This is a genomic window from Cellulomonas sp. WB94, from assembly GCF_003115775.1.
GTDB lineage: Bacteria > Actinomycetota > Actinomycetes > Actinomycetales > Cellulomonadaceae > Cellulomonas_A.
This window is the reverse complement of record NZ_QEES01000005.1, coordinates 208,247-230,450: the sequence shown is the minus strand read 5'-3', so window position 1 is coordinate 230,450 and position 22,204 is coordinate 208,247. Positions and strand designations below refer to the sequence as shown.

The following is a 22,204-nucleotide window of genomic DNA, read 5'->3' as shown; positions in this document are numbered from 1 at the left end:
AATAAAGTGGAAAACTAACAGGCGTTCGTCGGGCCGTCAAGGCGCGGCGGGCCGGGGGATCCTGCCGTGAGCGGTCCCGTGAGCGGACGTGCTGGTCACGGCCACGCACAGCCTGAGCGGGTGCCGCGAGCTCTCGCGGCCGAGGGTGGCGTCCGCCAGGTCGCGGCCGCGAGATCAGACCCAGGACGTGCTCCCGTAGTCCCTACGTCCCGGGTCCGACGGCGCGCTGCGGAGCATGATCTGGCTGGGCAACGGCGCCGCTTCGAGCAAGAGGATGGAACGTCAATGACGATGTGGGCAGATCAGTCCGTGACAGAGATCTCCGCCGAGCGCGTCTCGGGGCCGGTGGATGACGACGGTGCGAGCCCCGTCTGGGATGCCCGCTCGAAGGCGCTGCGCTACGTCGACGTCAGCCGCGGCGACATCCTCACGTTCCACACCCAGACCGGCCTCGCCGAGCGCCAGCACGTCCGCGGAGGCGCTGTGGCGCTGCGCGCGCGCCGCGGCGGCTGGGCGCTCGTCACGCAGCACAACGTCGTGGCGCTCGACGCCGGGCTGCGACCCGAGGGCCTGTCGGTGCCGCTCGGTGAGGGCTGGGGTCCGGTCAACGACGCGCAGTGGGGCCCCGACGGCCTCCTGCACGTGGCCACGTCGGCGTCGGGCACCGCGTCAGGAGCCGTGCACCGCCACCGGTCGGACGGAGGCTGGGAGACGCTGGCCGAGGGCCTGGCCGACCCGCGCGGGTTGTCGTTCGACCCGGTCAGGGCGCGCCTGTACGTGACGGACGCGCCCGCGGCGGTGCTGGTGGCCGACCTCGACGACGCGGGACGGTGCGGCGAGCTGCGGCCGTGGGTGACCGTCGCGGCGCACGGCACGCCGGGCGGCACGGCGATCGACTCCGACGGCGGCGTGTGGGTCGCCGTGCGCGGCGGCTCCCTGGTGCTCCGGTACGCCGTCGACGGCGCGCTGGACCGAGTGGTCCATGTCGCCGCGAGCCAGGTCACCGGGTGCGCGTTCGGAGGGCTCGACCTGGGCGACCTCTACATCACGACGTCGCCCGTCGACCCCGGACGTGCCGGCAAGCCCCTGGGCTCGTTGTTCCGCGCTCGGCCAGGGATGGTCGGCGCGCCCCTCACCACTGCGCTGCCGGTGCTCTGAGCCGGGGCACCGGCGGAACGGCGGCGCTCGCGGCCTCACGGTCGGTGGCGGCCTGCCGATAGAGGAGAGGGCTTCGCAGCGATCAGTGCTGCGGCTCGACGCCCCCCTTTGTGACGCCAGGAGACCCCGATGCCTGTCCCGAGCGGACCCGATCCGATCGACGAGCTGGTCGCCCAGCTCGCCGAGAGCCGGCGACTGCTGAGATCGGTGATCGACCAGGTCCCCGCGATGATCGGGTACTGGAACCGCGACCTGCTCAACGTGCTGGCCAACGAGGCCTACGTCGAGTGGTTCGGCAAGTCGCCCGACGAGATCCTCGGCATCCACATCCGCGAGGTGCTGGGTGAGGAGCTGTTCGAGCTGAACCTGCCCTACATGCAGGCTGCGCTCCGTGGCGGCGCGCAGCACTTCGACCGGACGATCGTCGACGCGAGCGGCCAGACCCGGTACTCGCAGGCCGACTACGTCCCCGACGTGGATGCAGCCGGGCGAGTGATCGGCTTCTTCGTCCTCGTCAGCGACGTCACCGCGCGCACCAAGGCAGAGATGGCGCTCGTCCCGCTGCTCGCCGAGCTCGAGCACCGGGCGATGACGGATCCGCTGACGGGGTTGGCGAACCGCCAGGAGCTCGGTCGTCGGTCGGAGGTCGCGCTGGCGGACCTGGACCGGCACGAGCCAGGCACGCGCTTCGTGGGTCTGCTCGCCCTCGACCTCGACGGCTTCACGTCGGTCAACGACAGGCTGGGCCACGACAGCGGCGACGAGCTCCTGATCGTCGTGGGCCGCCGCCTGGCCGGCGCGGTACGGGGGGCCGATGTCGTGGCCCGGGTGGGGGGCGACGAGTTCGCCATCCTGGTTCCCGACCTCGCCGACGCGCTCGACGCGCAGAGGCTCGCCGATCGGCTCCTGCCGCTGCTCCAGCAGCCGATCCGGCTCGGCCCGGACGAAGGCGACCTCGTCCGGATCGGCGCGAGCATCGGGGTCGTCGTGGCCGCCGCGGGAACGCCCGACCTCGCGCTGAGGTCGCTCCTGCGCGAGGCCGACCGACGCATGTACCTGGCCAAGAACGCAGAGGTCGCGCCCTAACGCGCGCCACTCCGGTGTCGTCAGACGGCGTCGTCCCCGCGCTCGTTGGTCCGGACCCGCACGACCTCGTCGACGGTCTGCACCCAGACCTTGCCGTCGCCGATCTTGCCGGTGCGCGCCGCGGTGACGATCGTGTCGACGACGTGCGCCACCGTGTCGTCGGTCACGAGGACCTCGACCCGAACCTTGGGCACGAAGTCGATCTGGTACTCGGCGCCGCGGTACACCTCGGTGTGCCCGCCCTGGCGTCCGTAGCCCTGGGCGTCGGAGACCGTGAGGCCGCGCACCCCGATGCTGCCGAGGGCGTCGCGCACGTCGGCGACCTTGAACGGCTTGACGATCGCGGTGACGAGCTTCATCAGGAGACCCTTCCCATGCTGGAGGTTGCGGTGAGCTCGTAGGCGCTCTCGGCGTGCTGGCTCGAGTCGAGGCCCTCGTACTCCTCTTCGGGCGTCACCCGCAGCCCGATCGTGGCGCGCAGCGCCCAGGCGATGGCGTACGACGCCGCGAAGGCGAAGGCCGAGGCCGCGAGCACGCCGAGCACCTGGTGCCCGAGCTGCGTGAGGCCGCCGCCGAGCAGGAGGCCCTGATGGGTGACCGCGGGGTTGACGGCGGTCGCGGCGAGCAGGCCGATCGAGAGCGTCCCGATCACGCCGCCGACGTAGTGCACGGCGACGACGTCCAGGGAGTCGTCATAGCGGAAGCGGAACTTCAGCCGGATCGCGAAGAGGCAGACGATCCCGGCCGCCGCGCCGACCAGGATCGCCGGGACGGGCGCGACGAAGCCTGCCGCGGGCGTGATGGCCACGAGCCCCGCCACGGCGCCCGTGGCGCCACCGAGCGTCGTCGCCTTGCCCGTGAGCCGCTTCTCGAGGGCGAGCCAGCCGATCATGCCGCCCACACCCGACAGGTGCGTGGCGAGGGCTGCGCTCGCGGCGAGGTTCCCCGCGGTCAGAGCCGAGCCGGCGTTGAACCCGATCCAGCCGAACCAGAGCAGACCGGCACCGAGCAGGGTCAGCGGCAGGTTGTGCGGCGCCATCATCTCGCGCGGCCACCCGCGTCGCGGGCCCAGCACGAGGACGAGCGCCAGAGCTGACGCACCCGAGCACACCTCGACGACCGTCCCACCGGCGAAGTCGAGCAGGCCGGCCCGGTGGAGCCAGCCGTCGGGTGCCCAGACCCAGTGCGCGATCGGTGCGTAGACGACGACGGACCAGACGGCGATGAAGGTCACGAAGGCACCGAACCGCATGCGGTCCGCGGAGGCGCCACTGATCAGGGCCGCGGTGAGGATCGCGAACATGAGCTGGAACGCGACGAAGGCGAGCGGTGGGACCGTGAGGGACAGGCCGGGCACCGCGATCTCGGCGTGCGTCAGGCCGACCAGATGGAGCCCGCCGACGAGGCCCCCGCCCGCATCGCTGTCGAACGCGAGCGAGTATCCGACGACCACCCACGTCACCGAGACGACGCCGATCGTCGCGAAGCTCTGCATGATCATGGCCAGGGCGTGCTTGGACCGGACCATCCCGGCGTAGAAGAAGGCCAGCCCGGGCGTCATCAGCAGGACGAGGGCCGTGCAGACGATGATCCACGCCGTGTCTCCGGCGTCGACGGCTACGGCAGGGGGCAGGAGGTGCATCGGCCCAACTCTCTCGCGTGGCGGCCGGTCGGTCCCGTCCGTGGCTGCGCCGCCCGCGAGCGTACTGGCACCGGACACCCGATCGCGCAGGCCGTCCGTCCCGGCCTGCGCGATCGATGTCCCGCCGGGGGACCGTGAGGTCCCCCGGCGCCGACGGCTACCGGCTGATCGCCACCTTGAGCGCCTTGGTCTCCGCCGCACGGCCGAAGGTGTCGTACGCGTCCATCATCTGGTCCAGCTTGAACCGGTGGGTGACGAACTTCTCGGCGGGCAGCTTGTGCTGAGCCACGAGGCTCAGCAGCATCGGCGTCGAGCTCGTGCTGACGAGCCCGGTCGTGATGGTGACGTTGTGGATCCACAGGTTCTGGAGCGCCAGGTCGACGGACTTGCCGTGCACGCCCACGTTCGCCACGTGACCGCCGGGGCGGATCGAGTCGACGCACATCGTGAAGGTCGCCGGCAGGCCGACGGCCTCGATCGCCACGTCGACGCCGAGCCCGTCGGTCAGGGCCTTCACTTGCTCGAGCCAGTCGGCGTCGCCGGAGTTGACCGTGTCCGTTGCGCCGAACGTCCGGGCGAGCTCGAGGCGGTTCGTGTCGAGGTCGATCGCGATGATCCGCGCGGGTCCGCGCAGGCCCGCGGTCATGATCGCGGCCAGGCCCACCGGGCCGGCACCGACGACCGCCACGACGTCGCCGGGGTGGATGTCGCCGTTGAGGACCCCGATCTCGAACCCGGTCGGCAGGATGTCGGAGAGCATGACGCCCTCTTCGTCGCTGACGCCCTCGGGCACCTTGTAGACGGAGTTCTCGGCGTAGGGGACGCGGACGAGCTCGGCCTGGGTGCCGTCGATGAGGTGGCCGAAGATCCAGCCCATGCCCGACGCGCCCTCGTCTCCGAGGCAGTGGGAGTACAGGCCCTTCTTGCAGAACGAGCACTTGCCGCACGACTTGATGCACGACACGATCACGCGGTCGCCGACACTGAGGTCGGAGACCGCCGAGCCGATCTCGACGACTGTGCCGACGGCCTCATGACCGAGGATCCGGCCGGGCGTGACCGCCGGGACGTCCCCCTTGAGGATGTGCAGGTCGCTGCCGCAGATCGTCGTCATGTCGACGCGGACGATCGCGTCGGTGGGGGACTGGATCGTCGGGTCGGGGACCTCATCCCACGACTTCTGTCCGGGGCCGTGGTAAACGAGTGCCTTCACGGTGGAACTCCTTCAGGAGTGATGTGCCGCCGTCGACTCTGACGGCGATCCCCCCAGTCAATGACCAAGGTCCTACGGGAACACGTGACCTTGGTCCTACCACCTGGGGCTACGGTCCCGCCTCGGCCGAGGCAACATGTGGCAACGCGTTGACCGGGAATGCCCTCCGACGACTGAATCGGGTCACCGCCGGGGCCCACAAGGGAGTGCGCCCCGGGGATCCACTCGAAGGAGAATGGACCTTGAGAACTCGCTCTCGTCGGACGTGGCTGGCCATCGTCGCCGTCACCGTCCCGCTCACGATCGTCGCCACGGGGGCCGCGACAGCGGCGCCCGGCCAGGCGGGATCCGCCGCACACCAGTCCCGGGGCCCAGCAGCATCGGCGTGGACAGGTCTGCCCTGGATGGACCCAGCGCTCGCTCCCGCACAGCGGGCGGAGCTGCTGATCAGCGCGATGACGCTCGACCAGAAGATCCAGCAGATCGCGATGAAGCCCGTCGCCAACACCACGATCCCCGGCTGCGACTTCTCGGCCGGGGGCCGGCACGTCGAGGGCATCCCCGAGCTGGCGATCCCCACGCTGCGGATGACCAACGGTCCGTTCGGTGGCGGCGACTGCGCGGTCGCACCGACATCGACAGGCCTCACCAGTGCGCTCACGGTGGCTTCCTCGTGGGACGCCGCGGTCTCGACCGCGTGGGGCAACATCATCGGAGAGGAGACCCGCGCCAGCGCGCACAACGTGCTCCTGACGCCGGGCATCAACCTCGGCCGGATCGCGAACGCCGGCCGCAACTTCGAGTACTTCGGAGAGGACCCCTACCTGGCCGGAACCATGGCCGTGGCCCAGGTGAACGCGGTGCAGAGCTGGGGCGTCCAGTCCGTGGCCAAGCACTTCGCCGCGAACGAGCAGGAGACCGGCCGCAACACGATGGACACCGTCGTCGACGACGCCACCATGCACGAGCTGTACCTGCTGCCGTTCGAGATGACGATCCAGGAGGCCAACCTGGCCTCGGTCATGTGCTCGTACCCGCACCTCAACGGCGTCTTCGCCTGCGAGAACCCCGAGCTCCTGACCGACTGGCTGCGCGACGACCTCGGCTTCACGGGCTACGTCATGTCCGACCGTGGAGCGACGCACAGCACAGCCGCCGCGATCAAGGCCGGCCTCGACCTGGAGTTCGCCAGCCCGCGCTGGTTCACCCCGGAGCTCATCCACGCCGCGCTCGACGCGGGAACGCTCCAGGTCGCGGACATCGACCAGCAGCTCGACCGCCGGTTCACGGTGATGTTCGAGCTGGGCCAGTTCGACGACCCGATCAGCTCGCTGACCCCGATCGACTTCGCCACCAACGGCGAGCGGGTCAGGGAGATCGGCGAGCAGGGCAGCGTGCTGCTCAAGAACGCGAACAGCGCTCTGCCGCTCGACGCCGGGTCGCTGGACTCGGTGGCCCTGATCGGCCCGCGGACCTTCGCCGGCCAGGCGAAGTTCAACTCGCAGGGTCCGTCGAACACCATCGTGGTCACGTCGCCCTACACGGTGACGCCCGAGCAAGGCCTGAAGAACGCGCTCGCGACGCTCGGGTCGACGGCGTCGGTGACGTACGACGACGCCACGGACATCGCGGCCGCTGCCGCGCTCGCCGCTGCATCGGACGTCGCCGTCGTCATGGTCGGTGACATCTCCCGTGAGGGTGTGGACCGCACGACGCTCGCCCTTCCGGTCACGGACGGTGTGGACCAGAACGCGCTCGTCGCCGCGGTCGTCGCCGCCAACCCCCGCACGGTCGTCGTGCTGAAGAACGGCGGGCCCGTCCTGCTGCCGTGGCTCGACAGTGTCCCGGCCGTCCTCGAGGCCTGGTACCCCGCGCAGGAGGACGGGAACATCGTCGCCGACCTGCTGTTCGGGATCAGGAACCCGTCGGGCAAGCTGCCGATCACGTTCCCGACCCAGGAGCGGGAGGCCGCCAACGCCACGGTCGCGCAGTGGCCGGGGATCGACCCGGACGGTGCCGGTCCGCTGCCGCTGACGGCCACCTACAGCGAAGGCCTCGAGATGGGCTACCGCTGGTACGACGCCAACGACGTGGCGCCGACGTTCGCCTTCGGTTACGGGTTGTCGTACTCGAGCTTCGAGCTCTCCAAGCTGGAGGCGACGCCCAGGACGCTCGACGGCACCCACCCGATCAAGGTGCAGTTCACCATCACCAACACCAGCCAGGTGACGGGTGCGGAGGTCGGGCAGGTCTACCTCGGCCTGCCCGCCGCAGCGAACGAGCCGCCCAAGCGGCTGGTCGGATTCGAGAAGGTCACGCTCGATCCCGGGGAGAAGAAGAGGGTCACCGTGACGATCGACCCGTCCGCAGCGAACCATCCGCTGAGCGTCTGGGACGCTGCGGCCGACACGTGGACAACGGTTGACGGCGAGTACACGGTGTACGTCGGCAACGCGTCGAACAACGTGCTGCTGTCCCAGTCGATCACCGTACGGACGCCCGCGGGCCGCGAGTAGTCCCGAGAGACGACGAAGCGCGCCGCCCGCACCAGGGGCGGCGCGCTTCGCCGTGTGCGGAGCCGTCAGTGCAGCGGGGCCATGGCGACGATGAGCGGGCTCGACGACAGCGCGGGGAGCGCGGCCGGGTACCCGACCAGGTAGCCCTGCACCGCGTCGGCGCCGAGCGCGGACCAGAGCGTGAGATCGGTCGCGTCCTCGACGCCCTCGACGACGAGCTTGGCACCGCTGTGGTGGGCGAAGTCGATCAGCGCGCCGGCCATGGCCCGCCGGAACGGGCTCGACCCGGCGTGCTGGGTCAGCGAGATGTCGAGCTTGATGATGTCGGGAGCCAGCTGGACGATGTGCTGCAGGCTGGCGATGCCGGCACCCGCGTCGTCGACGGCGATCTGCACGCCGAGGACCCGCAGCTCGACGAGCCGCTCCTTCATCAGGTGGTAGTCCTCGATGACCGCGTGCTCGGTCACCTCCACGGTGAGCTGTCGCCCGTCGCACGCCCGGACGAGCTCGATCAGGCTGGGGTGACCGAGGGTCGCGGGGGAGGCGTTGACCGAGAGGCTCACGTCGGCCGGCAGGTCCTCCGCCGCGACGATGGCGGCCGCGATCGCCGCGATCTCGAGCTCGACCCCGCGTCCGACGTGCGCGGCGGCGGCGAACCAGAGGTCGGGGGTGCGATATGGCAGGACGTCGAACCGGGTCAGCGCCTCGACCGCGACCAACCGTCCGTCCGCGAGCGCGTAGATCGGCTGGAACACCGGGTGGAAGGTCCCGCCGTCGATCGCGGCGTCGATCAGGGGGAGCAGAGCCCCGTGCGCGTGGTCGTCGTGGGTCGTCGGCGTCATTGCGGAGCGGATCTCGGTGGACAGCTGCTGCGCGTCGGCGCGCTCGCGCATGACGAGGGCGAGCGAGGCGACGGCGCCCACCAGGATGAACATCGCGCCGCGGAGCAGCCAGCCGAGACTGGTCTGGGGCTCGCCTGTCGAGACGTCGAGGGGCATGGCGGGACCCGCCAGGACCGTCGCGACCAATGCCGTCACCCCGGCCCCGCGAAAGCCGAAGGCCAGCGCGGCCAGGATGATCGGGAGGTAGAAGAGGTGCGGCAGGGCCACCTTGGTGCCGCCGGTCGCGTAGACCAGCAACCAGATCGCGACGAGCATCGCGACGAGCACGGCGATCACCAGAGCCATGGGCGCCCGGGCGCCGCGCACGACGGCACGGGTGAACAGTGCCGACCAGTCCTGCCGATGCACGGCCGATGCCACCCGCTTCCCCTTGTCCCGCCGGTCAGAGCGGAACGCGTGTTCCTCGCTGGTCTCTCTATCGGCGATGCGGGGCGCTGACGTGAGCAGAGTCACGGAGAGAGACGGGATCAGGGTAGCGACCGAGGGTCGTCATGGGGTCGAGACGGAAGGTTAGGGTAGGCATACCTACAGCGAAGGACTTCTGGTGACCACGACCGTCGCGCCTGCGATCACCCCGTTCCGCCTCTTCGACGTCGAGCTGGCGCGCGTCGAGCGGCTGTGCCCGAGCTTCCGTCGGCTCACCCTCACAGGTCCGGAGCTGCACCGGTTCGCGGACAACGGCTTCGACCAGCGGATCAAGCTCCTCATCCCCACCACGGCGCCGCAAGCACGCGCCTTGGGCCGCCTGACCGGGCCCGACGCGGTCGCAGCCGACTGGTACGGCGCGTGGCGCACGCTGTCCGACGACGAGCGGCCGGCGCTGCGGACCTACACCGTCCGTGCGTCGCGGCCACGCATGCGCGAGATCGACGTCGACGTCGTGCAGCACGGCGACCTCGGGCCCGCCTCGCGGTGGGCGGGGGCTGCGCGGCCCGGGGATCGCCTCGTGGTCTGCGGGCCCGACGCGCACCACCCCGGGCCGCACGGCGGCGTCGACTTCGCCCCACCCGCGCACAGCCGCGCGGTGCTCATGGCCGGCGACGAGACGGCCGTCCCGGCGATCGCCTCGATCATCGAGCGGCTCCCTCGCGATGCCCGCGGCGAGGTGCTGCTCGAGGTGCCGTGCACCGGTGACCAGCTCCCGATCGACCGCCCGACCGGCATCACGGTGACGTGGCTGCCGCGGGACGGCTCCGGGCACGGGACGCGTCTGGTCCCCGCTGTGCAGGCCGCCGCCGCCCGGCTGCTCGGGTCCCAGGGCCGGCCGCACGACATCCACCTGGACGACGTCGACGTGGACCAGGGCCTGCTGTGGGAGGTGCCGGTGGACGCCGACGGCGGCCCGCTGATCGCGACCACCGAGCTGTACGCGTGGCTCGCCGGGGAGGCCGGGGTCATCAAGGCGCTGCGGCGCCACCTCGTGTCGGAACGCGGCATCGACCGACGGTCGGTCGCCTTCATGGGCTACTGGCGGCTCGGGCGTGCGGAGAGCGCGTGACCACGTGCGGCGCGCGACGCGATCAACGTGGCCGTCCAGGCGAGCGACTTCGCTGCGCGAGTCGCGGAGCTGGACACCTCCGCGTCCTACGCCGTGTACTGCCAGAGCGGGCACCGCTCGGAGCTGGCCCTCGAGAAGCTCACCGCCGCCGGGTTCACGCACGTCGTCGACCTCGCGGGCGGCGTGCCGGCCTGGACCGCGGAGGGGTACCCGTTGGTGGGCGCCCCCTGAGCGTCGTCAGGGGAACTGACCGTCACCCGGGGTCAGGTCGAGCGCGCGGTCGGCGGCGCAGTCCCCGCTGACGTACTCCGCGGACATCCGGGGGTAGACGTCGCGGTAGTACCGCTCGGCCAACGCGGTGGCCTGCGTCCGCGAGGCACCGAGGAACCGGGCGGCGTCCGCGTCCTGCTGCATCGCGAAGCACTCGGCTCTCGCCTCGTTGAACTCCCCGCGCACGTGCATGGCCTCGTGGACGGTGATGTGCAGGGCTCGGACCTGGCCGTCGGTCGGAGCGCGCTTGCTGCTCAGCAGCCACGCGTACAGGTCGTTGCACACCGTTCGGCGCAGGTGGGCGACGTTCTGGCTGTCGGAGAACACGAAGCCCGACGTGACGGAGAGGTCGACCAGCTCGGGGGTGAACCGCTGGCAGTCGGCCTGCGCCTCCCGTGACCCCGAGACGTGCACGACGAGCGCCGTGGCGCGGGCCTGCACCCACTGGTGCTTGAGCTCGAAGCCGCCCGCCGTGACCAGCAGGGCGACGCAGACGACGAGCATGCCGGTCGCGAAGCCGCGGGCTGTGTGCCAGTCGCGGCGCAGCACGACGACGCGGCGCAGCACCAGAGCCACCAGGGCCGCGACGACCACAGTCAGGACGCCGACGTCCACCCCAGCACTCCTCTCCGCTCGGCACCCCACGGGCGCCGCTTGACCAGCCGACCCGACCCTACCCAGGCGCGCGCCTGCGGGGACGCGGGTCGCTCTAGGCTCGCCGCATGACCAGCATCCTGTGGCTGAGGCGCGACCTGCGCCGCAGCGACCACCCTGCGCTGGTGGCCGCGCACGACGCGGCGGGTGCAGGGGGCGTGCTGCCGGTCTTCGTCGTCGACCCGACCCTGACCGCTTCTGCGGGACCCGCGCGCCTGGCCGCGCTGCACGAGGCGCTCAGCGGTGCTCGAGAGTCCTTCGACGACGCGCTCGTGGTGCGCCACGGGCGACCGGAGGAGGTCCTCCCCGCCCTGGCGCGCGAGGTCCGGGCCGCGAGCGTGCACGTCACCGCCGAGACGACCCCCTACGGGCGCCGCCGGGACGAGCGCGTTCGTGCTGCCCTGTCGCCCGACGTCCCGCTCGTCATGACAGGCAGCCCGTACGCCGTGACCCCAGGACGGGTCCGCACGGGCGGCGGGACGCCGTACCAGGTCTTCACGCCCTTCTCGCGGGCCTGGCGTGACCATGGCTGGCGGCGACCCGCCGCGGCGCCACCCGGCGTGCGATGGCACAGGGGCGTCACGTCCGAGCCGCTCCCTGCGGGCTCCGACGGACCGTCCGCCGCGCGGTCGCGTGTCGACGAGCGTGGCGCGCTCGAACGCTGGCACGAGTTCCTCGACGCCGGGATCGAGACCTACGCCGTCGACCGCGACCGACCCGACCTGGCGGGCACCTCGGGCATGTCCGTCCACCTGAAGTACGGCACCATCCACCCGCGCACGATGCTCGCCGACCTCGCTGCGGTCACTGCGGACCGCGGTCCGGACGTGACGACGTACGTCAACGAGCTGTGCTGGCGCGAGTTCTACGCCGACGTGCTGTGGCACCGGCCCGCCTCGGCCTGGGCCGACCTCCGACCCGGGCTGAGCGCCATGGCCTACGACGACCCGGCGACCCCAGCCTTCGCGGCGTGGCAGTCCGGGCGGACGGGCTACCCGCTCGTGGACGCCGGGATGCGCCAGCTGCTCGCGGAGGGATGGATGCACAACCGGGTGCGGATGGTCACGGCGAGCTTCCTCGTCAAGGACCTGCACGTGTGGTGGCCCCACGGTGCACGGCACTTCCTGGCGCACCTGCGTGACGGCGACGTCGCCTCCAACAGTCACGGCTGGCAGTGGGTCGCAGGCACGGGCACGGATGCCGCTCCGTACTTCCGTGTGTTCAACCCGGTCGCTCAGGGGGAACGGTTCGACCCGCTCGGCGACTACGTGCGCCGGTACGTCCCCGAGCTCGGTCACGTCGCCGGGCGCGCGGTGCACCAGCCGTGGAGGGTCGCCGGCGCGTACGACGGCGGGTACCCCGCACCGATCGTCGACCACGGCGCAGAGCGGGACGAGGCGCTGCGTCGGTATGCGGCCGCGCGCGGCTGACACGTCCGGACGGCACGGGGGACCGGTCCCCGGCGTGGGCCGCCAATCCGCGTGAACGAGTCGCCCGTGGAGGCAGACTGGGGCCATGACCTCATCGGACCGGATCCTCCGAACCCGGCTGTGGCGCAACGGTGTGCTCGAGACGGAGGACTTCCCGTTCGAGGACGTCTCGGAGTACCTCGGGCAGGCGGACTGCCTCGTGTGGGTCGACCTGTGCGCGCCGGACCCCGACCATCTCGACGAGCTCGCACGCGAGCTCGGTCTCGTCCCGCAGGCGGTCGAGGACGCCTTGGCGCGGCAGGAGCGGGTCAAGTCCATCCGCTACGCCACCCACACGTTCCTCACGGTCTACGCCACCCGGCTCGCAACGGGCGACGGCGTCGAGCCCGGTCACGCGCCGAGCCTGGAGGTGTCGCGGATCTCGGCGTTCATCCTGCCCCGCGGCGTCGTCACCGTCCGGCAGGACTCGGGCTTCGACATCAACGAGGTCGTGAGCCGCTGGGACGACAACCCCGACCTGATGAAGTTCGGGGTGTCCGCCCTCGTGCACGGGCTGCTCGACGCCGTCGTCGACGGCCACTTCGAGGCCGTCGAGGTGCTCGACGAGGCCATGGAGGGTCTCGAGGACCTCCTGTTCGACGACCGTGCCCCGACCACCGAGCTGCAGCGCCAGACGTACCGGATCCGGCGCGACCTCGTGGAGCTGCGCCGGGTCGTCCTGCCGATGCGCGAGGTGGTCAGCGCCGTCGTCCGCCACCGCAAGGACCTGGACTCACCGGCCGAGATGGACCCGTGGTACGACGACCTGTACGACCACGTGCTGCGCGCGTCGGAGTGGACCGAGTCGCTGCGCGACATGGTCACGACCATCTTCGAGACCAACCTGTCGCTGCAGGACGCGCGGCTCAACACCGTCATGAAGAAGCTCACGGCCTGGGCCGCGATCATCGCCGTGCCGACCGCCGTCACCGGGTGGTTCGGGCAGAACGTGCCCTACCCGGGGTTCGCGCAGCCGTCGGGCTACATCCTGAGCGTCGTCGTCATCGTCGGGTTCGGCGTCGGCCTCTACATCTCGTTCAAGCGCCGCGACTGGCTGTAGGCGCGACCTCGCGGGTCGAGTTGACTCTTGATTCGACGAACGTCAATATAGACGCGGCTACATACAGCCGGCAGCCGACGACAGGATGTCCCGTGCCCCAGGTCACCACCGCAGCCCCGCAGCTCGATCAGCGTCGGCTGTCGACGCTCGACCGCTGGCTGCCCGTCTGGATCGGCCTGGCGATGGTCGGGGGTCTGGCGATCGGGCGGACGGTGCCCGCGCTCGCGGGCGTGCTCGGCGCGATGGAGGTCGGCGGGATCTCCGTGCCGATCGGCCTGGGTCTGCTCGTCATGATGTACCCGGTGCTGGCCAAGGTCCGCTACGACCGGATCGCTGCAGTCACGGGCGACAAGCGCCTGCTCGTCAGCTCCCTGCTGCTGAACTGGGTCGTCGGTCCGGCACTCATGTTCGTGCTCGCCTGGGTGTTCCTGCCCGACCTCCCCGAGTACCGCACCGGGCTGATCCTCGTGGGGCTGGCGCGGTGCATCGCGATGGTCGTCATCTGGAACGACCTGGCGTGCGGTGACCGAGAGGCCGCGGCGGTGCTCGTCGCGATCAACTCGCTCTTCCAGGTCGTGGCGTTCTCCCTGCTCGGCTGGTTCTACCTGACCGTGCTGCCGGGGTGGCTGGGTCTGGACCTGCAGGGCCTCGACGTGTCGGTCGGCCAGATCGCGCTCAACGTCCTCGTCTTCCTCGGCGTCCCCCTGGCGGCCGGGTTCGCCTCGCGTCGGGTCGGCGAGCGCGCGAGGGGACGGGCGTGGTACGAGACCACGTTCATCCCGCGGATCGGCCCCTGGGCGCTGTACGGGCTGCTGTTCACGATCGTGCTGCTCTTCGCACTGCAGGGCGACGCGGTGACCCGTCGTCCCCTCGACGTCGTCCGGATCGCGCTGCCGCTCCTCGTCTACTTCGCCGTCATGTGGAGCGTCGGTCTTGCCGCGGGCAGGTCCCTGGGTCTGGGCTACGCGCGCTCCACGACCCTTGCGTTCACGGCGGCCGGCAACAACTTCGAGCTCGCGATCGCCGTCGCGATCGGGACGTTCGGTGCGGGATCCGGCCAGGCCCTGGCCGGGGTCGTCGGACCGCTGATCGAGGTGCCGGTGCTCGTCGGCCTCGTCTACGTGTCCCTGTACGGTGCGCGCCGCTGGTTCGCCGACGGTCCGTCACGCGTCCCTGGCCCCCGCGAGGAGGTCTCCGCATGAGCACCCGGTCGCCGTCCTCGGCAGCTACGGTCGCGCAGGGCAGCGGCACGCCCTGCGCGACCCCGGCCGAGGCCCGCGCCATGGGCAGTGCCGCGGCCGTGCAGGTCGCCGAGATGCTCAAGGCCCTGGCCGAGCCGCTGCGCCTGCGGATGCTGTCGTTCATCACCACGAGCTCGACGGGTGAGGCGTGCGTCTGCGACATCGCCGGCGTGGCCGACGTGTCCCAGCCGACCGTGTCCCACCACCTCAAGGTCCTCAAGGACGTCGGCATCGTGACGTCCGAGCGGCGCGGCACGTGGGTGTACTACCGGGTCGCTCCCGAGGTCCGCGAGGCCGTCTCGACGCTGCTGCAGTCGTTCGCCCCGAGCGCGCTCGACGCGCACCATCCCGAGCAGACCCCCCTGACGGGACTGCGCGACGTCGATGCGGCCTTGACGCGCGTCAGCGACGACCTGGCCGCGAGGTTCCCCGACCTCGCCGCCGACGTCGTCCTGCGCACCGTCCGCGAGTCCTACGCGGCCCTGGTGCGCAACGCAGGACTGCGCGCCCACCTCGTCCCGACGACGCAGCGGTTCGCTGAGCAGCGACTGACGGACATCGTCCGCGCCGGCGCCGACCGGTCGGCCGGGGTCCCGCAGGTGCTGTTCGTGTGCGTCGCCAACGCCGGTCGCTCGCAGCTGGCCGCGGCGCTGCTGCGCCACCACGCCGGGGACGCGGTCGTCGCACGCTCGGCCGGCTCGGCGCCCGCCGGTGCCGTGCACGCGACGGTCCGGGGCCTCCTCGACGAGCTCGGGGTCGACGTCGACGCAGACGAAGCCTTCCCGAAGCCGCTCACCGATGACGCCGTGCGCGCTGCCGACGTCGTCATCACGATGGGCTGCGGCGACACGTGCCCCGTCCTGCCGGGCAAGCGGTACGAGGACTGGGTCGTCGGCGACCCTGCCTTGGCATCGCCCGACGGGGTGGCCGCCATCCGCGACGACATCGACCGACGGGTCCGCGCGCTGCTCGCCGACCTCGTCCCGGCTGCCCACCCCACGACCCCCCACAGCCCGCCCACCCACCCGAGGAGCCCCCTGTGACCGAGAACCCCACGACCGCGCTGCCCGACGCTCCGGCGACCCGACCCAGCGTGCTGTTCGTCTGCGTGCACAACGCCGGGCGGTCGCAGATGGCGGCCGGCTTCCTGACGGCGCTGTCCGGTGGCGCCGTCGAGGTCCGCTCGGCCGGCTCCATGCCCGCCGACCAGATCAACCCCGCTGCGGTCGAGGCGATGGGCGAGGTCGGCATCGACATCCGCGCCGAGAAGCCGAAGGTCCTGACCACCGACGCGGTCAAGGCGTCCGACGTCGTCATCACGATGGGCTGCGGCGACGCGTGCCCGTTCTACCCGGGCAAGCGGTACGAGGACTGGGTCCTGGAGGACCCGGCCGGACAGGGCGTCGCGGCGGTCCGACCGATCCGGGACGAGATCCGCACCCGCGTCCTGACGCTGCTCGGCGAGCTCGGCGTGGAGCCGGTCGCGTGACGGGCGCACCCGAGGTGACGGTGGTTCCGCTGACGGCCGAGCACTGGCCGGCGGTCCGTGACATCTATGCCGCGGGGATCGCGACCGGGCACGCCACCTTCGAGTCCGAGCCGTCCACCTGGGAGCAGTTCGATGCGGCCAAGCTGCCTGCCCACCGGGCCGTGGCCCTCGACGCGGACGGCTCGGTGCTCGGCTGGGTGGCGGCCACCGCCGTCTCCGACCGGTGCGTCTACGCGGGCGTCGTCGAGCACTCCGTCTACGTCCACCCCGACGCGCGCGGCCGGGGCGTCGGACGGACGCTGCTCGAGGCCCTCATCGCCTCGACCGAGGCCGCCGGGGTCTGGACGATCCAGTCCGGGGTGTTCACCGAGAACGCGGCCAGCCTCGCGCTGCACGCGGCTGCGGGGTTCCGCGTCGTCGGCACCCGCGAGCGTCTCGGTCGGATGGCGTACGGGCCGCTCGAGGGTCAGTGGCGCGACGTGGTCCTGCTCGAGCGGCGCAGCCGCGGCTGACGGCCGCGTCGTCAGCTCGCGGGGGAGACCTCGACGTGCACGGTCCAGGTCGCGGGCGACCCCGGCTCCAGCCACTGGCAGCGCCCGTCGGCGCGAGACCCGCTGAGTGCCTCCCGGGACCCGGTCGACGGCTCGAGGGCGATGACGCGCTCCCGTGAGTGCAGACCGGCGTCGACCCACAGTGCGAGGTAGGGCACCAGCGCCGGGTCCCAGGACAGCCGAAGCATCGTCCCGTCGGCCGTCAGGAGCCCGGCCCACGCCACGGGCCGGTCGGGGTCGACCCAGTACTTGAGGGCGCCCCGTCGGGCAGGGCATCGACGCGGGCGAGCTCGTCGGTCCACGGCTGGCGGCCGTCGACCCCGTAGATCCCGTCCACGTGGAGCACCTGCGGGGGCAGGACGACCCGTGAGCCCGGGGGAGCGACGAACTGCGGGTGGGCCGCCCACTGGAACGGCACAGGGCCGCCGGCCGTCGCCTCGGCGGTGTAGACGAGGTCCAGCCCGGTGCCGGTCGGCTCGATCCGCCGGCTGAACCGGTAGGGAAGGCTCCGGCCGTCGTAGCCCCACGCGCCCGCGGCGCGTGACGTCCACGGGGTCGTCCATGCCTCACCGTGGTCGGCCAGCGGCGTGCCGTCGAGAGTGTCGGCGTCCACGGTCGGCGCGCACTCGTCCCAGCCGCACATCTCGGCGTCCACGAAGGAGACCGGGCCGCGCGCAGGCGCCGGCAGCGTCGGACCCGGCTGCGCGAGCCACTCGCGACCTGTCCCGTCGCGCAGGGAGGCGATCTTCCCGCCGCGTCCCGGGACGACGAGCGCCGTCAGTCCGGTGCCGCCGACGACGCGGTGCGCCGGCTCGTCTCTCCACGTGGATGCGGTGGGCGTCAAAGTCACGGGGGTCGGTCTACCAGAAACGGGGGCGCGACGGCGCCCGACCGGCCGACGCCCCCGCCCGAGACCGCGCCCCGGTCCTCCCGGTTCAGAGGTCGTACGTCTTGCGATACGCCTTGACGGCGCTGTTCACGGTCGGGAAGAAGTGCTCGGGTCCGAACCTGCTGCCGACGCCGAACCTGACCAGGCGATCCTTGATCGGGCCCTTCATCTCGGCGAACACCAGGCTGATGCCCAGCCGGTCGAGATGGTCGTCCAGCTCGACGAGGTCGTCGAGCGCCGTCGTGTCGATCCCGGTGAGGGCCTCGGCCGCAACGACCACGCACCGGACGGGTCCGGGCGCGCCCTCGACCAGACCACGGACGAACGTTTCGAAGACTGCCCCGTTGGCGAAGAACAGCGGGGCGTCGAACCGGGCGATCACGAGGCCCGGAACACGTTCCCCGTCGGGATGCCTGCTCAGGTCGTGGTACCCGGGCACGCCGTCGAGGCTCACGAGCTCGGTGCGGTACGGATCCCACGCCTGGCGGACGAACGCCAGCAACGACAGCCCGATCGCCACGACGACGCCCTGCAGCACGCCGATGAAGGCGACCCCGAGGAAGGCTGCGACGAGGAGTGCGGTCTCGGTGCGGCTCATGCGCGCGAGCCGGACGAGGGTCCTGATGTCCACGAGCGATGCGGCGGAGACGATGACGACCGCGGCGAGCGTGCTGGACGGCAGGTACGCGGTGAGACCGGGCGCCACGAGCATGAAGACGACCAGGAGGCCCGCGGCGACCACCCCGACGAGCTGCGTGCGAGCCCCTGCCTGGACGGCGACGGGCGTTCGCGAGGCGCTCCCGGACACGGGGAAACCGCCGAGCAGCCCGCTGGCGGCGTTGGCGACACCCAGGGCGCCCATCTCCTGGTCGCCGTCGACGTCGTAGCCGTGTCGCGTGCCGAGGCTTCGGGACAGCACGCTCGTGTCGGCGAAGGCGATCAGGGCGATGCCGGCGGCCGGCCCGACCAGGGCCACGACATCGGCCCAGCGCCCGAGCGCCCGGCCGACGATCAGGATGAGACCCATCATCAGCGCGAGCAGCCCGGCGAGCGCGACCGCGCGCTCGGAACGTGCGACAGCGAGCGGAAGGATGGTCGCCGCGATCATCGGTGCGAGCGAGGAGTCGGGTCCCAGGATCAGGACCCGCGACGGACCGAAGACGGCGTAGGCGACCAGCGGCACGATCGTGGTGTAGAGACCCGTGACGGGCGGGAGCCCGGCCGCCTCGGCGTACGCCATCCCCGCCGGGATCACGAGGGCGACGAGAGCGGCGCCCGCGGTCACGTCCGGCCGGAGCCACGAGCGTTCGTAGCTCCTGGCCACACCCACGGCGGGGACCAGGCGCTCGACCCGTCCGCGGTCCATGTCGTCAGCGTAGGCCGCGCCCGACGCGCGGCATCCGGCGGTCCCGGAAGCAATCACGGCCCGACGGCGTTGCAGCGTCGTTCGCCGTACCCCCCCCGAGAGGAACGCATCGTGTCTGTCGTCGTCACCGGAGCCACCGGCCACCTGGGTCGTCTTGTCGTCGAGAACCTGCTGGACCGGGGAGTGCCCGCGGACCAGGTCGTGGCGGTCGGCCGCCGTGCAGAGACTTTGGCTGACCTGGCCGGACGCGGTGTGCAGGTGCGCCGCGCCGACTTCGGAGACCGCGCGTCGCTCGACGAGGCGTTGCGCGGTGCCGAGTCCGTCCTGCTCGTCTCGGGGAGCGAGGTCGGCCGGCGCGTGGCGCAGCACGCTCAGGTGATCGATGCCGCCCAGGCCGCCGGCGTCAGGCACCTGGCGTACACGAGCGCCCCGCACGCCGACACCACGTCGCTCATCCTCGCGCCGGAGCACAAGGCCACCGAGGAGCTGATCCGCGCCTCGGGCCTGCCCTTCACGTTCCTGCGCAACAGCTGGTACACCGAGAACTACCTCGGTGACCTCGAGCAGGCGCGCAGCACCGGAGAGGTCCTCTCGAGCGTCGGCGAGGGGCGGGTCGCGAGCGCGTCGCGGGCCGACTATGCCGCCGCCGCGGCCGCGGTGCTGACCGGGACGGGCCACGACGGCGCCGTCTACGAGCTGTCAGGTGACACGGCGTGGGACTTCGCCGAGCTGGCCGCCGCGATCTCCCAGGTCATCGGCCGTGACGTCGTCTACCGCTCGGTCACGCCCGCCGAGCGGCTCGCAGGGCTGCTCGCCGCGGGCCTGGACGAGGGGACCGCGCAGTTCGTGGTCGCGCTCGAGGGCAACACGAGGGACGGTCTGCTGGCAGAGACGACTGGTGACCTCGCCCGGCTGATCGGCAGGCCCACGACGCCGCTCGTCGACGGGCTGCGCGCCGCCCTCTGAGCGGCCGCTGACCGGCCGCTGACCGGCACGGTGACATCTCAGGGACGGACGATCAGCCGTCCCTGAGGTGGAACTGGTTCCGGCCGTTCGTCTTCGCGAGGTACATCGCTCCGTCGGCCCGGCTGAGCAGGTCCGAAGGGCTCGACGCCGGGTCGTCCGTCATGGCGGCGCCGACGCTCGCCGACACCTCGATCGTCGTCGTCCCGTCGCGGTAGGGCTCAGAGAGCGCTGCGACGAAGCGGTCGCCGATGTCGCGGACATGGGCGAGGTTCGACACGCCCTCGCAGAGGACGACGAACTCGTCGCCACCGAGCCGCGCCACCGTGTCGTCGCGGCGGGCGAGGCCGGTCAGGCGATCGGCGAGCTGGACGAGCACCTTGTCGCCCCGGTCGTGGCCGTAGGTGTCGTTGATCGACTTGAAGTTGTCCACGTCGACGAAGAAGAGCACGTGCTGGCGTGGGGCGCGGTGGAGTCGTTCGAGGGCCTGCTCGATCGTCTTCATGAGCAGGTGCCGGTTCGCCAGGCCGGTGAGGTGGTCGTGCATGGCCTGGTGGGCGAGGGCTTGCTCGGCGAGCTTGAGCTCGGTGATGTCGCGGGTCGACGCGAGCACACCCACGACGGCGCCTCCGGGCTCCCGGTCGGCGGCGAGGGTGGTGTGGTGCCACCGCTGGCCCTCGCTGCTCTCGTCCGTGAGCCAGAACTCCACCTGCTCCGGCCGCCCGGTCGCGATGACGCGCCGCAGAGCCGGCTCCCACAGGGCGAGCGCGTGCTCCTGCATGCCGATCTCGCGGTCGGTGCGACGGCGCAGCTGGTCGAGCCGCAGGCCGCGCAACCGCTCACCGGCCGGGTTGATGTACCGGTACCGCAGCGCCAGGTCGTAGCGCGCGATCGTGTCCGTCGACCCGTCGAGGACTGAACGGAGCTGCGCCTCGACCTCCTTGAGCCGCCTGTTGGTCGCCTGCGTGGCCAGCGCCAGCCGGGCGCTCTCCTGCTCCGCGAGGACGCGGCGGGTCACGTCGCGGGAGATCCCGAACGTCCCGGTGATCGTGCCGTCGGGGTCACGGAACGGGAACTTGCTGCTGGCGACCCACGTGTCGGGCCGCCCGCTCCACCGCTCCCGCTCCTCCTTGTTGACGACCGCCTCGCCCGTCCGGATGATCTCCTGCTCGTCCGCGAAGGCCGCGCGCGCGTGGGAGACGTCGAAGAGGTCGAAGTCCGTGAGCCCGATCATCTCGTCCTGCGTGCGGCGATGGAGCTGGGCGCAGCCGAGGCTGACGCGAACGAACCGGCTCTCGAGGTCCTTGAAGTAGATGACCTCCTCAGCGGCATTCAGGAGGTTGCGGCTGTACAGGTCGTCGAACGCGGAAGCGTCTGCGGGCGTGAGGCTGTCGACGCTCTCCTTCGAGCCTTCGAACATCTCCATCGGTGCGTCACCTCGCTCACCGCACGCATCGGCCGACGCGGGGGCGACATGAGGGATATGACCCGGATGCGTCAGCGCGCGTACCGGCGCACGAAGTTCGCGAGGATCTGGTGCGGCTGCTCGACGGGAACGGTGCCGAGCCGTGCGACGACGTCGTCGAGCTCGTCGGGGGCGAAGTAGCCGGCGTAGCGGTAGGCGGCGACGCGGTGAAGGATCCCGGGCAGGTCGAGCTCGGGGTGGAACTGCGTGGCGTAGACGTTGGTGCGCACGCGGAACATCTGGACCGGGCACGCCGCCGAGGACGCGAGCAGCGTCGTCCCCGGCGGCAGGGTGCGGCACGCCTCCTTGTGCCCCACGAATGCGGTGAACGTCGGTGGGACGCCCTCGAGGAGTGGATCGGAGAGGCCCTCCGGGGTGAGGTTCACGTCGACCGGGCCGACGGGCTCGGCGTAGGTGCCGTCGACGACGCCGCCCTGGTAGCGGCTGAGCGTCCCGACGCCGTAGCAGGCGCCCAGGAACGGCACATCACGCCGCACGACCTCCGCGACGAGGGCGTCGAGCTCCGCCTCGACCCGTCGCTGCACGGGGGTCTTGTCCGGGTCGGGGTCGCTCGAGGTGAACGGGCTGCCGCCCACGACGATCCCGGACCAGTCGTCCAGGTCGAGGTCGGGCAGCGGGGCCGCCTCCAACCGCACCCGCCTCAGCTCGCCGTCCGCGAGCCCGCCGAACCGGACGAACGCTTCGTACTCGGCGTCCGCGACGTCGTCCTCCGGGCGCGTGGCGAGCAGCAGGAACGGCTTCACCTCGGCCG

At 71.6% G+C, this 22,204-nt stretch carries 22 protein-coding genes; 12 read left to right on the top strand and 10 right to left on the bottom strand.

Translation table 11 applies throughout. From position 1 onward, the window contains the following. The first annotated feature begins 309 nt into the window (after positions 1-309). Together DDP54_RS16500 and DDP54_RS16495 are read left to right on the top strand one after the other, a co-directional pair. Positions 310-1,158, top strand: a complete 849-nt coding sequence (locus DDP54_RS16500) for an SMP-30/gluconolactonase/LRE family protein (protein WP_158274563.1) — start codon at positions 310-312, stop codon at positions 1,156-1,158. Positions 1,159-1,287: 129 nt separating this feature from the next. Beyond that, a complete protein-coding gene (locus DDP54_RS16495) occupies positions 1,288-2,244 on the top strand; it encodes a GGDEF domain-containing protein (RefSeq protein WP_109133075.1) in 957 nt (318 codons plus the stop codon). Between the two features lie 20 nt (positions 2,245-2,264). Here the strand turns inward: DDP54_RS16495 and DDP54_RS16490 are convergent, their stop codons facing one another. From DDP54_RS16490 to DDP54_RS16480, 3 genes are all read right to left on the bottom strand, one after another. After that, positions 2,265-2,603 carry a P-II family nitrogen regulator gene (locus tag DDP54_RS16490; protein ID WP_109133074.1) on the bottom strand — a complete coding sequence of 113 codons (339 nt, stop codon included), beginning with the start codon at positions 2,601-2,603 and terminating at the stop codon, positions 2,265-2,267. Next, complete coding sequence (locus tag DDP54_RS16485; protein ID WP_109133073.1) at positions 2,603-3,886, bottom strand: ammonium transporter; 1,284 nt, start codon at positions 3,884-3,886, stop codon at positions 2,603-2,605. The genes DDP54_RS16490 and DDP54_RS16485 overlap by 1 nt, the downstream gene beginning before the upstream one ends. A 157-nt stretch (positions 3,887-4,043) precedes the next feature. Further along, positions 4,044-5,099 carry a zinc-dependent alcohol dehydrogenase family protein gene (locus tag DDP54_RS16480; protein ID WP_109133072.1) on the bottom strand — a complete coding sequence of 352 codons (1,056 nt, stop codon included), beginning with the start codon at positions 5,097-5,099 and terminating at the stop codon, positions 4,044-4,046. A 242-nt stretch (positions 5,100-5,341) separates the two neighbouring features. Between DDP54_RS16480 and DDP54_RS16475 the strand changes: the two genes are divergently transcribed. Continuing rightward, positions 5,342-7,615 (top strand): glycoside hydrolase family 3 C-terminal domain-containing protein, encoded by a 2,274-nt coding sequence (locus tag DDP54_RS16475; protein WP_242448540.1) that lies wholly within the window; start codon positions 5,342-5,344, stop codon positions 7,613-7,615. Between the two features lie 65 nt (positions 7,616-7,680). On the opposite strand, the gene DDP54_RS16470 is transcribed toward DDP54_RS16475, so the two are convergent. Beyond that, on the bottom strand, positions 7,681-8,877 hold the full coding sequence (locus DDP54_RS16470; RefSeq protein WP_109133071.1) for an EAL domain-containing protein: 1,197 nt from the start codon (positions 8,875-8,877) through the stop codon (positions 7,681-7,683). Positions 8,878-9,061: 184 nt separating this feature from the next. Between DDP54_RS16470 and DDP54_RS16465 the strand changes: the two genes are divergently transcribed. Further along, entirely contained in the window at positions 9,062-10,015 is a 954-nt protein-coding gene (locus DDP54_RS16465; protein WP_109133070.1) for a siderophore-interacting protein, read from the top strand. Positions 10,016-10,042: 27 nt separating this feature from the next. Continuing rightward, complete coding sequence (locus tag DDP54_RS16460; protein WP_158274562.1) at positions 10,043-10,246, top strand: rhodanese-like domain-containing protein; 204 nt, start codon at positions 10,043-10,045, stop codon at positions 10,244-10,246. Between the two features lie 6 nt (positions 10,247-10,252). Here DDP54_RS16460 and DDP54_RS16455 read toward each other — a convergent pair whose 3' ends face one another. Further along, entirely contained in the window at positions 10,253-10,900 is a 648-nt protein-coding gene (locus DDP54_RS16455) for a hypothetical protein (RefSeq protein ID WP_109133068.1), read from the bottom strand. Positions 10,901-11,007: 107 nt separating this feature from the next. Between DDP54_RS16455 and DDP54_RS16450 the strand changes: the two genes are divergently transcribed. The 6 genes from DDP54_RS16450 to DDP54_RS18750 all read left to right on the top strand — a co-directional run bounded on the left by DDP54_RS16450 (position 11,008) and on the right by DDP54_RS18750 (position 16,710). Continuing rightward, positions 11,008-12,369 carry a deoxyribodipyrimidine photo-lyase gene (locus DDP54_RS16450; protein ID WP_109133067.1) on the top strand — a complete coding sequence of 454 codons (1,362 nt, stop codon included), beginning with the start codon at positions 11,008-11,010 and terminating at the stop codon, positions 12,367-12,369. A gap of 85 nt (positions 12,370-12,454) precedes the next feature. Next, positions 12,455-13,468, top strand: a complete 1,014-nt coding sequence (locus tag DDP54_RS16445) for a magnesium transporter CorA family protein (protein ID WP_109133066.1) — start codon at positions 12,455-12,457, stop codon at positions 13,466-13,468. Between the two features lie 92 nt (positions 13,469-13,560). Continuing rightward, positions 13,561-14,670: an ACR3 family arsenite efflux transporter gene (gene arsB / locus DDP54_RS16440; protein ID WP_109133065.1), complete on the top strand. Its 1,110-nt coding sequence runs from the start codon at positions 13,561-13,563 to the stop codon at positions 14,668-14,670. 80 nt (positions 14,671-14,750) lie between these two features. After that, a complete protein-coding gene (locus DDP54_RS18760) occupies positions 14,751-15,752 on the top strand; it encodes a metalloregulator ArsR/SmtB family transcription factor (RefSeq protein WP_242448557.1) in 1,002 nt (333 codons plus the stop codon). An 89-nt stretch (positions 15,753-15,841) separates the two neighbouring features. Continuing rightward, complete coding sequence (locus tag DDP54_RS18755; protein WP_242448556.1) at positions 15,842-16,198, top strand: hypothetical protein; 357 nt, start codon at positions 15,842-15,844, stop codon at positions 16,196-16,198. Further along, the gene (locus DDP54_RS18750; protein WP_242448539.1) at positions 16,195-16,710 is read left to right on the top strand and encodes a GNAT family N-acetyltransferase; all 516 of its coding nucleotides are present in this window, start codon (positions 16,195-16,197) and stop codon (positions 16,708-16,710) included. The genes DDP54_RS18755 and DDP54_RS18750 overlap by 4 nt, the downstream gene beginning before the upstream one ends. A gap of 11 nt (positions 16,711-16,721) precedes the next feature. Here the strand turns inward: DDP54_RS18750 and DDP54_RS16425 are convergent, their stop codons facing one another. From DDP54_RS16425 to DDP54_RS16415, 3 genes are all read right to left on the bottom strand, one after another. Then, positions 16,722-16,937: a hypothetical protein gene (locus DDP54_RS16425; RefSeq protein WP_146192464.1), complete on the bottom strand. Its 216-nt coding sequence runs from the start codon at positions 16,935-16,937 to the stop codon at positions 16,722-16,724. A gap of 14 nt (positions 16,938-16,951) precedes the next feature. After that, positions 16,952-17,599: a hypothetical protein gene (locus tag DDP54_RS16420; RefSeq protein WP_146192463.1), complete on the bottom strand. Its 648-nt coding sequence runs from the start codon at positions 17,597-17,599 to the stop codon at positions 16,952-16,954. 85 nt (positions 17,600-17,684) lie between these two features. Further along, positions 17,685-19,004, bottom strand: coding sequence for a SulP family inorganic anion transporter (locus tag DDP54_RS16415; RefSeq protein ID WP_109133061.1), 1,320 nt, complete (start codon positions 19,002-19,004; stop codon positions 17,685-17,687). A gap of 111 nt (positions 19,005-19,115) precedes the next feature. Here DDP54_RS16415 and DDP54_RS16410 point away from each other — a divergent pair, with 111 nt between their 5' ends. Continuing rightward, a complete protein-coding gene (locus DDP54_RS16410) occupies positions 19,116-19,970 on the top strand; it encodes an SDR family oxidoreductase (protein WP_109133060.1) in 855 nt (284 codons plus the stop codon). Between the two features lie 52 nt (positions 19,971-20,022). Here DDP54_RS16410 and DDP54_RS16405 read toward each other — a convergent pair whose 3' ends face one another. After that, a complete protein-coding gene (locus DDP54_RS16405) occupies positions 20,023-21,393 on the bottom strand; it encodes a sensor domain-containing diguanylate cyclase (protein ID WP_109133059.1) in 1,371 nt (456 codons plus the stop codon). Positions 21,394-21,464: 71 nt separating this feature from the next. Continuing rightward, positions 21,465-22,196, bottom strand: a complete 732-nt coding sequence (locus DDP54_RS16400) for a glutamine amidotransferase (protein WP_109133058.1) — start codon at positions 22,194-22,196, stop codon at positions 21,465-21,467. Between the last annotated feature and the right edge of the window lie 8 nt (positions 22,197-22,204).

Bases quoted from the DNA above. Each gene is read 5' to 3' on its own strand.
- DDP54_RS16495 (WP_109133075.1), top strand. From the start codon at position 1,288: ATGCCTGTCCCGAGCGGACCCGATCCGATCGACGAGCTGGTCGCCCAG.
- DDP54_RS18760 (WP_242448557.1), top strand. From the start codon at position 14,751: ATGGGCAGTGCCGCGGCCGTGCAGGTCGCCGAGATGCTCAAGGCCCTG.
- DDP54_RS16405 (WP_109133059.1), bottom strand. From the start codon at position 21,393: ATGGAGATGTTCGAAGGCTCGAAGGAGAGCGTCGACAGCCTCACGCCC.
- DDP54_RS16415 (WP_109133061.1), bottom strand. From the start codon at position 19,004: ATGGACCGCGGACGGGTCGAGCGCCTGGTCCCCGCCGTGGGTGTGGCC.
- DDP54_RS18755 (WP_242448556.1), top strand. From the start codon at position 15,842: ATGGCGGCCGGCTTCCTGACGGCGCTGTCCGGTGGCGCCGTCGAGGTC.
- DDP54_RS16450 (WP_109133067.1), top strand. From the start codon at position 11,008: ATGACCAGCATCCTGTGGCTGAGGCGCGACCTGCGCCGCAGCGACCAC.
- DDP54_RS16425 (WP_146192464.1), bottom strand. From the start codon at position 16,937: ATGCTTCGGCTGTCCTGGGACCCGGCGCTGGTGCCCTACCTCGCACTG.
- DDP54_RS16485 (WP_109133073.1), bottom strand. From the start codon at position 3,886: ATGCACCTCCTGCCCCCTGCCGTAGCCGTCGACGCCGGAGACACGGCG.
- DDP54_RS16490 (WP_109133074.1), bottom strand. From the start codon at position 2,603: ATGAAGCTCGTCACCGCGATCGTCAAGCCGTTCAAGGTCGCCGACGTG.
- DDP54_RS16445 (WP_109133066.1), top strand. From the start codon at position 12,455: ATGACCTCATCGGACCGGATCCTCCGAACCCGGCTGTGGCGCAACGGT.